This is a genomic window from Catalinimonas alkaloidigena (assembly GCF_900100765.1).
GTDB lineage: Bacteria > Bacteroidota > Bacteroidia > Cytophagales > Flexibacteraceae > Mooreia > Mooreia alkaloidigena.
In genome coordinates, this window is the sequence record NZ_FNFO01000002.1 from 822940 (window position 1) to 837037 (window position 14098).

The following is a 14098-nucleotide window of genomic DNA, read 5'->3' on the forward strand; positions in this document are numbered from 1 at the left end:
GACAACCTCTCCATCTATATGATGTTATTAATCAACTCGAATCCCGAATTTTAACAGCATCTTAGGAAGATGATCTTCCAGATTTTCAATGTGCCTATCATCGAGTTCAATAAGGTTGAGGTTGTTAGCAGCATAGACAGCTTGTTTTACTTTCTTACGCTCCTGATACTTTGCATCATTTTCTAAACCCCAATACTCGATGTAAAAAGGATTCTTGTTTACTTGATTAGGGACATAGAAATCAGAATATACATCTTCCTCCAGGGGCAACCTTCTTTCATAAGCATGAACGATCCCATAGTCATATAAGGCATTATCAATAATTACTTCAGCTCTAGAGCGTACTAGATGTCCATCCTTAGCGCGTAGATTGGCGGGAAACTTTTGCCTGAAGTCATTCAGCTCAGTACCTTGCTCAGTAGGCAGTTGTTCAGCATTACCTACAGAACGAAGGAGTACTTTGTGTGATAGTATATCAGTAGGCCACATCACGAAGGTTCCTCCTGACTGATGTTCTATTTGTACGCCTCTTACTTTCTTGCCTAGATCTGTGATTTCCCAACCCTTCACTCCTTTTGCAATCCAGCCAATCTCAGCAAATACTAAGTTCATTCGCTGAGAGGATAAATCGAATTCCTTACCCACAGAAGTAGCATTGATCAGATCCTGCCTTGCAGTATTACTAAACTGTAAAGGATTGAAGTCAGGAGGCCATACAATGTATTGCCCATATTTATCACTGATAACCACCTCTCCACCACATTCTTCTCCTTTGCTGGTTAATACCCATTGATCTCCTTGACGTGAGATGAAGTTCTGATCAAAAAGTGTGTTGAATAATTCTCGACTTACAGTATCAAGTGTTTTGGCTAATGCTGAGGTGCTTATCTTTCTCATAGTGATTATAGAGGTGATTCATAACAAGTCGCACAAGCTATGAAACAACGTCTACAAATCATCAGTGAAGTAATGTATTTGATAAAATCACCTAACCTCTACTAATGTAAATTCTAAGAGGTATGTCTATCTAGTCCAAACTACTATGAATTAGACTCGATAGACACTATTAATAACGAATTGTTAGTAAGTGAGAGAATGGATAGTTATACTTTTACATAAAAAAACTTTAATAAAAGAAGCAACTTATAGACTATCAATGTTATATATATTAAACAAATAATTAATTAAAAGAAGATATATCATTAATATATATAATATTAATCTCAAAGGATCTTTCATGTACTAAAACTCATCTCTCATATGACGCTATTTACAGTGTAATTATACGCTCCTTTGATATTGACTTAGATTTCATGCTAGAAAAGTTTGAGATATACTTTTCTAAGTTTTGTTTGTTTCCTGAATAACAAAATCCTCGACTATAATTAAACTCTCGATCATTAGATCGAATCCACTCAAAAGCCAGATCGTTATTTATAACTGTAAAGTCACTATCTGATACTTTTTTCTGACTTGGCACATATACTAATGTACTTACTTTATGTAACGTGTTTTCGTAGTATTTGTCATGAAATTCGAGCATACTAATTAAACTATTCTTATTATAAGAAGCATAGTCTTTTGATACAATGAAGATCCTAACAACTTCACCTCCTCTGTTCAAGATGTTTCTTTGAGGTTCAATAAATTCATTCATATACTTACGATAAGGACATTTCTCACCCCAGACCTCGATATCTTTAGAATTGTTTATATTGTGAGTTGCCCAATATCTAACTGGAGTATTTTCTCTTACCAATGCATTTAAAACTTCAATTGTATAATCATCTAATTCATCAGGACTAAGTTCTATTCTGCCTGAAGTAAGCTCCTCTAGTGCCCGATTTATAGAGATGGCTTTTTTTATCCAAACAAGGTTTCTACATCTTACCTTATTAAACCTATTTGAAAGAAATTGCATAAATTGAGCCTTCGTAGCAATCTCAATTTGTCTGGTTTCTAGCCAAAGAAAAAAGGAACTTGATAGTAATGTAAAGTAAATAGTAGTAACCCCTACAAAAACTCTATTAAAAAAAAACAAACATAAAATAGAATAAAACGCTCCTAGTACTAAAGACACAATTACAAACCCATGTTTCTTTAGATCCATTATATTATAGTGTGCTAAGTAGACAAATACTATATAAACCTTATAACAGAAGCAATGTAAAAAAACTTTCATTCAATGCACCTTGGTTGTATAATATTTTTTTCATTTAAAGTTTAGTGAAATTTGTAATAATATTTACTGTTTAAATCTCGTAAGCGCAATTACTTACCACCTAAAGCCCCCCCCCCTTAACTATTCAACTTCCCCAACCGCCCCTTTTAAACAAAGCATCATCACCCCACAGCTATACTTAGCAGAAAGGTTCTGCCTTCGATCTAACAGATTAAAGTGTATAGCTATGTTAACAGTAGTAGATTACAAACCTTGCAAAAACAAGGATGGGAAGAAATTCTTTATCCTGAAGTTGGAAGGGCATATTGAAATGGTGAAGTCCAAACAGTCAGGTAGGTACTATGCCACAAGAATCAAGACCACAATGGCCTGCACATTCAATGAGAAGAGTTGTAAGGAGATGCTTGGGAAGGAGATCCCAGGTAGGATCATAAAGGAGCAGGTAGAGCCTTATACGTACGTAATACCTGATACTAAGCGGGAGATCACTTTAGACTTCAGGTATTCGTATCAGCCTTCTTATCTGCCAGCAGGAGGTAGCTTGATAGCCATGCAGAGAGAGCTATTGAAGCTGAATTATAATAACTAACAGAAAAGGCAGTTCTAACAATGGAGCTGCCTTTAATCAAACATATTTTAATGTATCAGTGAACTATAAAATTAATCGAATTCTCTTTTAATAGTTGCAACGACATCACCAAATATTTCTTTTATGTTATTCTTGCTAAATCTTAACTGTTGAACACCATTAATATTAGAAAACTCTTCTGTGTCATTTTCCATTGCAACAATCGCTCTATTAAACCCTAGCTTTCCCTGAAATAATCCAATCTCATGGATTACATTCTGCCTTGCTCTCATTTTACCATCTTTTGTTTCATCTTCTCCAGTCATTACCATAATCGCAAAAGTAGACTTGGTAGACATATCTTCTAATATATCTCTTATATGATGCCCAGCACGAGCACCAGATTCAAAGGCTTCAACCTTAATATTATGCAAATCACTAAGATGATCCTTCAATTCCCTCCATTGCTTATTTCCTCCATGGCCTATAAACACAACTATTTTGTCTTTTGCTATATCCTTTGATATTTCAACATGTGATTTAGACACCAATGATTCCACTTCTGAAAAAATTGATCTAACTAGATGTGCGAACGTTGAACGAACTATCACCACTAGCTCAAATCTTGAATGGGAATCTAACCACAATGATACTTTAGAAGTAGATACGTTTATTGAAAATTCATCACACTCCTTATCATAGTAAGATAGAAAATCATTCAAATTTCCAAATTCCCATCTTTCGTTATTTCGTTTGGTCTTTAATGTTGAGTATTGTCCATCTTTAAAATGCTCTTCCAATAGAGATTTAATGTCTCTTCTATCAATAAATACTCCTTTAAAGGTTTTGCCTTTCTGCAAACTATTACTAGGAGCATCCTCTTTCTCCTCTACAAAAATACTTTCATCAAGCAACTCTATAACACTGTCAATTAATTCTTTGTGTCCCTTAATTTCAATTTTAGTTTTGTGATTACTAAAATAATTGTATGCAAATGCGACACCTTTCCAGTAGATGTTTGCACCTATATATTTATATTTGAGATGAATTTTCGACTTAAGTTCCTCTATTGTATCAAATGTATATTCATCATTTTCTACTTCGATAGAATAAGAAGATGAATATTTTTCACCTGATAGCTGCGAGATATGATCAATTAGGTTGTAAAAAGAGGTCAGTTCTAGCTTTTTCCTGTTATATGTTCTTGATAGTTTCATAAGATCCAGTTCCGATTCAGTCTGATATATTTATTTTTGGTGAATATAAAGGCAAAGGTATTTATATTTGATTTGCTTTGATTCCCCATGTTCAGCACTATACAATTTGATGTCTATCTAGTCCAAACCACAATAGATTGTATTAGATGGACAATAAAATGAGACTTATATCATTTCAATAACTCACAATAATTACTTCTGATTTAATCTTTATATTGGATAGCTTCAGAGTAAATATCGCAATCCATAAAGTCAAAAGATAACTTGTTATTAGTATACTCAAACAGCCCTCTTAACTCATCAATAGCAGGAGGCGAGAAAAAGTACGACTTCATGTTTTTAGAGAAATCTTCTTCGCTTTTGTAATGTACCTTCTCAGATACTACTTTAATCAAAAAATCATCTCTTTCTGATTTCGAGGCAATAAAAGTACTTAATTTGCCAGAATTAAAATAAGAAGACAGCATAACATAATCAACAATAGCTACATTATCAAATATCCTTCCACTAAAATTAGGAAAATTAGTAACAACTATTGTAAGTATCTCTTTGCGCTCAATATCTCCAATATCTGATTTAAACTTATCAATATTTTTAATAACAAAGCTAGATTTTCTATTAATCTGTACAGCTCCATCTCTCAATCTTTTTAATGCATTATGCTCATCACGAGGGCCTAAGGGAAACTTAATACATTTTACTTCCCCAAAAACACATATATGCTTCAGATTAACTACAAAATCTATTTCTTCAAAACTTCCATCTTCTAACTTAAAAATTGCCTTGTCAGGGATAGAATAATCATATCCTTTTTCATCCAACGCGTCTTTCAATTTATTTATAATTTTCTTCTCAAATAATTTGCCTCGAGTATCTAAATCCACACCCCCATCTTCTAACCATCTATCAATAAGCACAATATTATTTGAGTAAACTATGGGCAAAATTGGGCAAAGTAAGTCATCATTAACTTCAACAAGAGGATACTCCCAAAAATTAATTCTAGACTGGGATTCGTTTTTCACTAAATCAATAAACTCCGAAACTTGGACTTCAGTATATGTGGTTCTACTTATAAGATATTTTATTAGTGCTTTTCTTTTTATTTTGTATGGAAGCTTCTGGAAATCTTTTATAGCAAAAACCGAGTCGTCAACTATTTTGATATTCATCGCTTTTCTCAACAGAGATTGAAGAACATCAAATAGAGCATTTAAATCATACAAAGTTAAATTCGTGAAATTTGGTAAAGGATAGTTTTCTAAGAAGCTGTAGAAAGCACCTAAGAAGTTAACATTGGATACATCAAAATATGTATCTTCAGCATCAATTCCATCTGATAATTCATAGTTAATGTAACCCTCATTTACTTCGATACTTGAAATGTGAGATTTCCTTTTATTGAGCAAGGATTGTTCCAATATTCGTTTACCTAGTAACTCGTTATTTTGGATGAGTGCCTTAGTTTTTAAATCAAATGCTAATGCATACTGCTGCATCCTAAAAAATCCAATATTATCCAATAGCAATTCTTCTCTATTTAGAGAACTAAATTGTATTTTTCTGCCACTCAGACTACTATATCCATCCCTCCAAACACATCTATCATATTCATTTTTTAATACAAAATAAAAAGTTGACACAACTTGCATCCTGAAAATATCACCTATTGTCTCTATATCTTCTCTAGATTCACTTTCATTTATTTCCTCATCTTTGAAGTAGCGAGCATAATTTAACAAAATACCTACGCCATCAAGGTTGCTTTCCAAAGCTAATCCAGTGTTTATTTTTCCTATACTTGGATCAATTGATTCACTCTTATGCTTAAAATAGTCTTGAAGATTGATAATGTCTAAATTTGAAGTACTTTCTGATATATTTTTGGAAACGATAAGTAGCTCTCTATTGAACGACGCGATGCTATAATTGAATAAGTCATCTATTGATATGCTTGATCTAAAAATATGTATTTTTAGAAAATTGAAAACCTTCTTAAAAGTTTCATGAAGTGCTTCTGCGACATTCAATGTCTCCAGCATTTTTAAACTTTCATCGTTAAATAATCTATCTTTAGCCAATTCTTTTATAATAGACTCAAATGCTTTCTTCTTATCAAAGTTATCGCTAAATGGATTGGCTTCCTTTTTTTTCAATAAAACTTTTCTTATTGGATTCATAGTATTAGTTTATACACTCACACAATTATTATATACAATATCAAAATTAATTTACCGTATCTCTAATTAAGATTGAGAAGTCCTTCTCTGAAATAATTTTCCCTCTAGATCTTATCCTGTATAACTTATGTCCAGCCAATCTAATTATATTATCTTTCATCTTGTCATTCTCAATCTGCTTGTCTGAATCATGAAAAATACTATCAAGCTCAAAAAAGTATTTAGGCTTATAAAACTCCTCTTGATCTAATACAACACAATCAATCAATGACCTGAAGAAGAAACTTCTCTCTTTTTGTTGTAGTAGCCCTTGAATTGCTTCAAAGTTTATAATCGAACTCAGTGCAATATTTGGAAAAACAACATACATTGGGAATGCTTCCCTCAACGCTCTAAAGAATAAGTATTCTTGTTCAGATTTGAATAAACTTATTGTGTGATCTATTTCTGATTCTCCTTGTGTCTCTGTTAGATGAATGTAATCTGATTGCGAGTGTTTCACATTAACAGGCTGAGTTCTTTTAAACTCTTCTATCACCTGTTTACAAAAGAAATGACTGGGTAAGTTCTTTGCGTATTGATAAGCTTCTTTTAATCTTTCTGCTTCATAGTATTCAGTAGCTAATTTAACTACCAACTTCTCAAAATCGTCTTTATCTAATTTGAAGTCAAAGCCAGGTGTCATATGTAGCAAATAAAATTGCTCTAAGTAGTGAACATGATTAGATTCACTTGAAAAGGATTTACCTAATATCAATTCCTTTATAAAAACATCTTCTAAGATTCTATTTGCGATAGGATCTTCCCTAATCTGCTTGTAGATCTTATTATTTTTGAATAGCTCTATAACTTCACGCCATAACTTTGCCTGAATTAATTTAAAGAGTTCTTCCCTATCGTATCTTGATATAACATTCATTAGCTGAGTATAAAGAGGTTAAAAGTAGATCAGCCTGTTAATGTAATAGATGCCTAATTGCAAATCAACAGATTCATGAAATCTAATTAAATAATACAAGTGAAGTCTATCTAGTCCAAGCTACAACAGCCTTTACTAGATGGACTCATGGTGTGTTCAGCTTTGAATGATGAAGGGGAAGGTACAAAAGTAAATATCAAAATGTTGTACCTATGTTGTACCTACAAACAAAAATCCCTTGCAAGTAATTGACTTACAAGGGATTACTAATCAAGCTTGTGGGTTGCTCAGGCCCACGGCGTTTTGCTTATAAAAAGCACTACTACTACTTGCGTTTATTCTACGACCAGCCGTTGGGTACTTACGTCCTGGCCACTGCGGACCTGAAGCAAATACACACCGGGTTGTAGAGAAAGATTTTCCATGCGATGAGCCTCCTGACGGGCTACCGGTTCGGTGAAACTGGCGTGGTATACCTGCCGCCCCGTCATGTCGACCAGCGTAACTGACCACACCGGATCTTTGCGCTCTCGCAACGCCAGATTGAAGCTGCCGCGTGTCGGATTCGGGAAAGCCCGGACCGAAAAGGTGCCGCTACGTCCGAATTGTACGCTGCGCAACGACGAGGTCGTGGAAGCGCCGTCGTAATCGGTCTGGCGCAGTCGGTAGTACGAAAGGCCACCCAGGGGAGACGGGTCTGTGAAATGATAGGAATGGGTGAATTGCGAAGTTCCGGCTCCGTCGAGGCGTCCCAGCGCTTCGAAGTGAACCCCGTCGGCCGAGCGCTCGACGGTGAAGAATGCATTGTTGGTTTCGGAGGCGGTGACCCAACGCAACACGACGGCCTCGTTTTCGGCGGAAGCGGTGAACGATGTCAGCTCGATGGGCAGCGGTACACCGGGTTCCAACACATTGACTCGGTAAGTGGCTTTCTTGCTTTCGAACAGCGAATCGGTGTTGGAAACGTAAAAGACCGTGTCGCGCTGCAACGACGTGGTGACCACCTGCGCGCCTTCGTAGAACGGCAGGCTGTCGTCCGGATGATAATAGAAGCGGAAGCGGCTGCCCTTCCGCGGTTGCACCTGGGCAGAATCGCCTTCGTAAACGGTAGACGAGCCCGTCGGCACCGGTCCGGTGTGTTCCCGACGGAATTGCTGCGCAATGAGTTCGGTCGTGGCTTGCAGTTCGTCGAGGTTATGTTCGGCCAGCAAGGCAAACGCAATCGTGGCGCTTTCGCCGCGGTTCAGGTGGGCGACCCGCGCCCCAATGATGTTGGACACGTCGGAGCCTTCCAGCGTAGCAAAGTCGGTTCCGTTGGTAAAGGCCTGGTGCTTTTCTTCTTTCGAAAGGCCGTCGTACAAGATGATGGGTCCTTCTTCGCGCTCGAACGACAAGGCGTAGCTGGTCGGTTGCTGGGGCGAGAGGAGCGCAATGCCTCCCAGGGGACTGCCGCCTTGCTGGTCGTAGGTGTACGAAAGCTGATGGGACGCGTCCCAGGCCACGCCGTTTCGCTGCGCGTCGACGCCCACGTTCCAGTCGGCGTACAGTCCTACGTAGAGATCTTCAAAGTCCTGATTCGTAATGTTTTCTACGCGGTATTCCATCACCACCGTATTTCTGAGGGGAGCCGCTTGCCAGGCGTAAGCACGTTGTGTGACGCGCACGCCCGCGGTGCCGGGTGCGGCTTCGTCGGTCAGTACCGAATTGATCAGTTGCCGATCCGTTGTGTTTGCCGGATAAACGCCCATGGCCGTTTTGAAGTCGTCGTTGTACGACCAACTGTCGTTACGGACGCAGTCGGAGACGCGATCCGGCGCAAGGGCGACGATCAATCCGGCCTCGCGCAACAAGTTGGTGTTCTGGTATTTGAAGCCATTGCCCTGACGCATCCACCGCACGTCGTTGAAACCGATGCGACCGGTGCTGGTGATGGTGGCCAGCACCTGATCGGCCGAAAGGTCGATGTAGTCGGGATTGAAGGCGACCGTAAAGCGGGCTTCTTCCTGCCGCCCTGCGTATTTATAAATCACCGTGAAGGTGGCGTTGTGCCACGCGGGCGTGTTGGCGGCCAGTTTGATCCGAAACGGTTGTGTGGTATTGCGTGCCGAGTCGCCCGAGCGGACTTCTTCCAGGTACGAATCGTCTTTGATGACGGTCACGTAGGGCGACGAGGTGGTCAGCAGCAGATCGATGCGCTCCAGAGGGCTCAGGTAGTTGCTGAACGTGCACCAGATGGGCACCGCTTCGCCTGGCCAGGCGGTGTTCATACCGTGGGTAGCAACCTGCCAGCTTTTCAGCGAAACGGAATACAGGTTGGTTTCGGTCAGCGCGCGGTAGAGGTTGAGGCGTCCGTTGCCGAGTTTGCCGGCGTATGCCGCATTCAGGTGGTCGATCGGGTCGGCCGACTGCTTGAGGCGCGCGGCAACCTGGTCGGCCGAGAGTTCGGGAAAGTGTGCCCGAACCAGCGCTGCGGCTCCCGCTACAATGGGGGAGGCGAACGACGTGCCCGTCTGGCCGCTGGAGTAGCCACCGTTCATGTTGGTGCTGTAGAGTCCTTCGCCGGGCGCGGCCAGATCGACCGCTGTGTTGTATTCGGCCGAGGCGACTTTCCGGTCGGCGCGGTTGCCGGTGCCGACGCCCGTCACCGAAATGACGTGGTCGTACGATGCCGGGTAGAAAAGCGATTGTACCCCGTCGTTTCCAGCCGCCGCCACCAGCACGGCGTCGTGGGTCAGGGCGGCGTAGTTGATGATGTCCTGTTCGTAAGCGGAAGGTTGCCCGCGCCGTCCCCACGAAAGGTTAATCACTTTGCAGCCATGTTCGGCCGCGTAGACAATGCCTTCGTAGCCACGGAAGCGGCCGTTGTTGTCACCGTAAATTTTAATGGGCAGAAAGCGCGATTTTCCGCCGATGCCGGCGATGCCTTTGCCGTTGTTGAATGTGGCCGAAGCCATCCCGGCCACCTGGCTGCCGTGGCCCCAGGTTTCCATCACGTCGTTATCGCCGTCCGAAAGGTCCCAGCCAGCGTAATTATCCACGTAGCCGTCGCCGTCGTCGTCGATGCCGTTGATCGGATCGGCCAAGTTATAGGCCACATTGTCTCTCAGGTCGGGGTGATCCAGGTTAAATCCCGTATCGACCAGCCCGATCAGGATGTCGTCCGAACCCTGTTGCACGTCCCAGCCTTCCCAGGCTTTGATGAGCGCCAGCATGTTGCGCTGGTTGCCGGTACCGGGCTGCGCATGCGGATCGGAGGGCACATAAAGCGGTTCGTATTCGTAGTGCGGTTCGGCATAGGTCACGGCCGGATGTTGCCGCAACACTTCCAGCACTGGTTCGGCCAGCGCACCCGCAGGGAGTTCGATGTTATAAATGCCGTCCAATGGTGTGGGCGTGCGCTTCAACGATTGTGTCGTCAGTGCTTTGGGGTTGCGTACCACCTGCTTGTGCAGCGCCGGAAAGGCCTTGCCCCGGTTCATGCCCCCCAGGCGGGCAATCAACGCTTTCAGGTCAGACGGCAGGTCTTCGGCCGTAGAATCGATCTTTACGACCAGGTAGTCCCACTGGTCATTCTTCTTGGAAGAACCTTTCTTCGTCGGTTGTGCGAGTGCACTGGCAGACAGGATAGTTACGAGTGTAAGGAAAATGAGGAAACCCACAGACCATCTCATTTCACAGCTTATTTTTAATGTTATGATGACTTCCGTCCAGTGGCGCGCGGCGTGTATCGAAAGAGGGAATCCTGATGTGTGAACTCGGGAAGGGCCGACCAACGGGGTGACAATGCCCTTTTAAACCTCCTGCGGATGCTTGCCTGATGCACCGGCTGATAGTTTGAAGGTATCAGGCGTCAGGTTGGAGTGCTGCGCATTTGTGGCGTGGACGCGTCTAGAGTAAGATTTGGAAAATGGAAAGGGACTCAGCTAAAAAAGCGCAGTTTTTGTGCGGACCTCTCACAGAATGTGATTTGTAAGCGTATGAGTATGTGTAGGTTAGCGAATGGCACGCCTTTCTTTTAGGGTGCTTATTACTTACTGTATCCAAAGCGTTTTTTTGACCGACAGAAGGTTGCGTTTACGACGTAAGGTTCGACGCAAAGGAAGGAAAAGGCTACAAGAAGGACACGCCGTAGGAGGTCACCGATGGCGCAGGAGCGCTACGGTCCACTACAAAATTGTTACGCCAGCGAAGCAAGTGAAAGCGGAAAGAGTGCCGTACCTCAGCGGGCTTTAAACTGCGGAAGGGCATGCGGCGGGACCGATGCCGAAAGCGAGGAAAGCGGTTGCGATGGCCGAATAGGCGGTTCTGAGATGAGGGCAAAGGCAAGAATGGCCAGGATCCATGCCATCCAGAGCAGGAGGAGAGATTTGGTGTGGATCTTCGGATGTGGTTCCATACAGAGTAGAATTGTCAACGACGAGCGGTACATGATAGACGGTTCGCCATACGCAAAGCGCGTGTGGTCGAAACCCTAGGAAGTTGCAAAAAACGTAAGAAGACGGCAGCAAACATAGTAAAAAGCCGACATTGCTAACTAGTTAATTTCCTATTTTTTGTACGTATTGTTTTATGATTGGTTGTGTTGTTGTCCAACTTCTCCCACCAGGCGTACGGGAAGGGGATCGGTGCAAGCCGCTAATAGCTGAGCCTGAGTAACCTCCAGAACCGGGTGGCGCCAGTCGGGTGCGATTTCGGCCAGGGGAGCCAGCGTGAAGCGGCGGTTTTGGAGTTCCGGATGAGGAATCTGCAGGCGCGGCGTGTCCATTACTTCCTCACCATAATAAAGAATGTCGATGTCGATGGTGCGTTCGTGCCAGCGCTGGAATCGCACCCGTCCCAATTGGTGCTCCAAGGCCAGAATGCGGTCGAGTACGGCTTCCGGTGCCAGCGTCGTGGCGATCTCCAGCACCTGATTGTAAAAATCGGGTTGGTCCGCCACGCCCCAGGCCGCGGTTTCGTAAAGGGACGACGCCCGCACGACGGTACCCACCTGTTGTGCCAGCAACTGCCGGGCCTGAGCAAGTTGCGCCGCCCGGTCGCCCAGGTTACTGCCCAAAAGAATATATACTGTTGTCAAACCGCTCTTCCTGTCCAGAGGCCGTTGGTTCGTTTTCGAACACTGAAGTGCGAAAGTCATGCTATTTTTACACACATTTACCAGATCCTGAAGATTTATTTAAACGCCATGTTATCCTTTTTAAAATACGTACTGGCTACCCTGGTGGGGTTGGTACTTTTCTGCATCGTGGGCTTTCTCCTCTTGATTGGCATCGCCGCTGCCACTTCGGACGACGAAGTCGCGGTCAAAAGTAATTCGGTCCTTAAAATTTCGCTCGACCGCCCGTTGCTGGAGCGCGATCCTGACGATCCGTTCGAGGGCCTGGACCTGCCGCTGGTGCAGCAGCAGGAGGGCATTGGCCTCTACGAATTGCGCGAAGCGCTGAAAAAAGCGGCCAAAGACGACCGCATCAAAGGCGTTTACCTGGACGTATCGGCGGTGCAGGGTGGCTACGCGCAGATTGAGGAAGTGCGGCAGATGCTGCTGGAGTTTAAGGAGTCCGGCAAGTTCATCACTACTTATAGCGAGACTTACTCGGAAGGGGCGTACCTGCTGGCGGCGGTGGCCGACGACATCTGGATGAACCCCGCCGGTGGGCTGGAGTTTAACGGCCTGATGGCAGAAACGCCCTTCTTCAAAGGCATGCTCGACAAAATCGGGGTGGAGCCGCAGGTGATCAAAGTCGGTGACTTCAAAAGTGCTGCCGAGCCGTTCACCAACACGGAATACAGCGCGCCCAACGAAGCGCAGATTGCCTCGTTCCTTAACAGCATTTACGACAACTACCTGCGCGAAGTCTCGGAATCGCGTCAGATTCCCGTTGCGGAACTGCGGCGCATTTCGGACGAATTGCTCATTCAGCTGCCGGAAGATGCCCTCAAACACAAGCTGGTGACGCACCTAGGGTACTTCGACGAAGTGCTGACCGATTTGCGGCAACGCCTGAGCGTGGAAGAGGATGACGATATTCCGTTCGTTACGCTCACGAAGTACAAAAAAGCGCGTCTGGACCAGGACAAAGAAGAAGTCAACACCTCGCGTGACCGCATTGCCGTCATCTTTGCCTCCGGCGAAATCCAGGGCGGAGAAGGCAGCGAGTCGGTGATCGGCTCCGAACGCATCGCCCGCGCCCTGCGCGACGCCCGTCTTGACGACAAAGTGAAGGCAGTCGTGCTGCGCATCAACTCGCCGGGGGGCAGTGCCCTGGCGTCGGATGTAATGTGGCGTGAAGTAAAACTGACGTCCGACGTGAAGCCCATCATCGCTTCCATGTCGTCGGTGGCGGCTTCGGGAGGGTACTACATGGCGATGGCGTGTGACACGATCGTGGCGCAGCCGACTACCATCACGGGCTCGATCGGCGTGATCGGCATCATTCCCAATGCACAGAAACTGCTGAACGACAAACTGGGTATCACGACCGATTTGGTCGAAACCAGCGAACATGCCGATCTGATTAACGTGACGCGCCCGCTGACCGAATTTGAGCGGAGTGTGTTGCAGCGCCAGGTGAACGCTACCTACAACGAATTTACCCAGAAAGCCGCTACAGGGCGTAATCTGCCCCTCGATTCCTTGCAGGCAATGGCCGGCGGTCGGGTTTGGTCGGGAGCCGAGGCCGAAGCCCGTGGGCTGGTCGACGTGCTGGGCGGCCTGGATTCGGCCATCGCAATTGCAGCCAATGCGGCCGGACTGGAGCAGGACAAGTACCGGGTGCGCTTCCTGCCCGAGCAGAAAAACTTCCTGGAAGAACTTATGAATACTTCGGAAGAAGAATTTCACGCGCGGATCTTGCGCTATCAGTTGGGAGAATACTACCCCCTGATCCAATCGGTGCAGCAGTTGAAACACTGGCAGGGCATCCAGACGCGTCTGCCTTTCGAGCTGATCATTCGCTAAGCGACCCTTCCCGATCGCTGAAAAAATGGTCTGAAAATCTAGGCATACAGGCCGCGTTCTTCGATAAAAAACCG

9 protein-coding genes are annotated in these 14098 nt (G+C 44.4%); 2 read left to right on the forward strand and 7 right to left on the reverse strand.

Going from position 1 to position 14098, the window contains the following annotated elements:
* Nucleotides 1-27: 27 nt before the first annotated feature.
* Nucleotides 28-897 (reverse strand): hypothetical protein, encoded by an 870-nt coding sequence (locus BLR44_RS06940; protein WP_089680600.1) that lies wholly within the window; start codon nucleotides 895-897, stop codon nucleotides 28-30.
* A 373-nt stretch (nucleotides 898-1270) separates the two neighbouring features.
* A complete protein-coding gene (locus BLR44_RS28570; protein WP_143017165.1) occupies nucleotides 1271-2110 on the reverse strand; it encodes a hypothetical protein in 840 nt (279 codons plus the stop codon).
* 298 nt (nucleotides 2111-2408) lie between these two features.
* Between BLR44_RS28570 and BLR44_RS06945 the strand changes: the two genes are divergently transcribed.
* Nucleotides 2409-2771 (forward strand): hypothetical protein, encoded by a 363-nt coding sequence (locus BLR44_RS06945; RefSeq protein WP_089680602.1) that lies wholly within the window; start codon nucleotides 2409-2411, stop codon nucleotides 2769-2771.
* A gap of 71 nt (nucleotides 2772-2842) precedes the next feature.
* Here the strand turns inward: BLR44_RS06945 and BLR44_RS06950 are convergent, their stop codons facing one another.
* The 5 genes from BLR44_RS06950 to folK form a co-directional block, all read right to left on the reverse strand.
* Nucleotides 2843-3967 carry a TIR domain-containing protein gene (locus BLR44_RS06950; protein ID WP_089680603.1) on the reverse strand — a complete coding sequence of 375 codons (1125 nt, stop codon included), beginning with the start codon at nucleotides 3965-3967 and terminating at the stop codon, nucleotides 2843-2845.
* 203 nt (nucleotides 3968-4170) lie between these two features.
* Complete coding sequence (locus tag BLR44_RS06955) at nucleotides 4171-6147, reverse strand: hypothetical protein (RefSeq protein WP_143017166.1); 1977 nt, start codon at nucleotides 6145-6147, stop codon at nucleotides 4171-4173.
* A 46-nt stretch (nucleotides 6148-6193) separates the two neighbouring features.
* A complete protein-coding gene (locus BLR44_RS06960; RefSeq protein ID WP_089680607.1) occupies nucleotides 6194-7066 on the reverse strand; it encodes a DUF2726 domain-containing protein in 873 nt (290 codons plus the stop codon).
* A gap of 335 nt (nucleotides 7067-7401) precedes the next feature.
* Nucleotides 7402-10737, reverse strand: coding sequence for a S8 family serine peptidase (locus BLR44_RS06965; protein WP_089680609.1), 3336 nt, complete (start codon nucleotides 10735-10737; stop codon nucleotides 7402-7404).
* A gap of 896 nt (nucleotides 10738-11633) precedes the next feature.
* Nucleotides 11634-12143, reverse strand: a complete 510-nt coding sequence (gene folK, locus BLR44_RS06975; RefSeq protein WP_245705991.1) for a 2-amino-4-hydroxy-6-hydroxymethyldihydropteridine diphosphokinase — start codon at nucleotides 12141-12143, stop codon at nucleotides 11634-11636.
* Between the two features lie 108 nt (nucleotides 12144-12251).
* Between folK and sppA the strand changes: the two genes are divergently transcribed.
* Complete coding sequence (gene sppA / locus BLR44_RS06980; protein WP_089680615.1) at nucleotides 12252-14024, forward strand: signal peptide peptidase SppA; 1773 nt, start codon at nucleotides 12252-12254, stop codon at nucleotides 14022-14024.
* The last annotated feature ends 74 nt before the right edge of the window (nucleotides 14025-14098 follow it).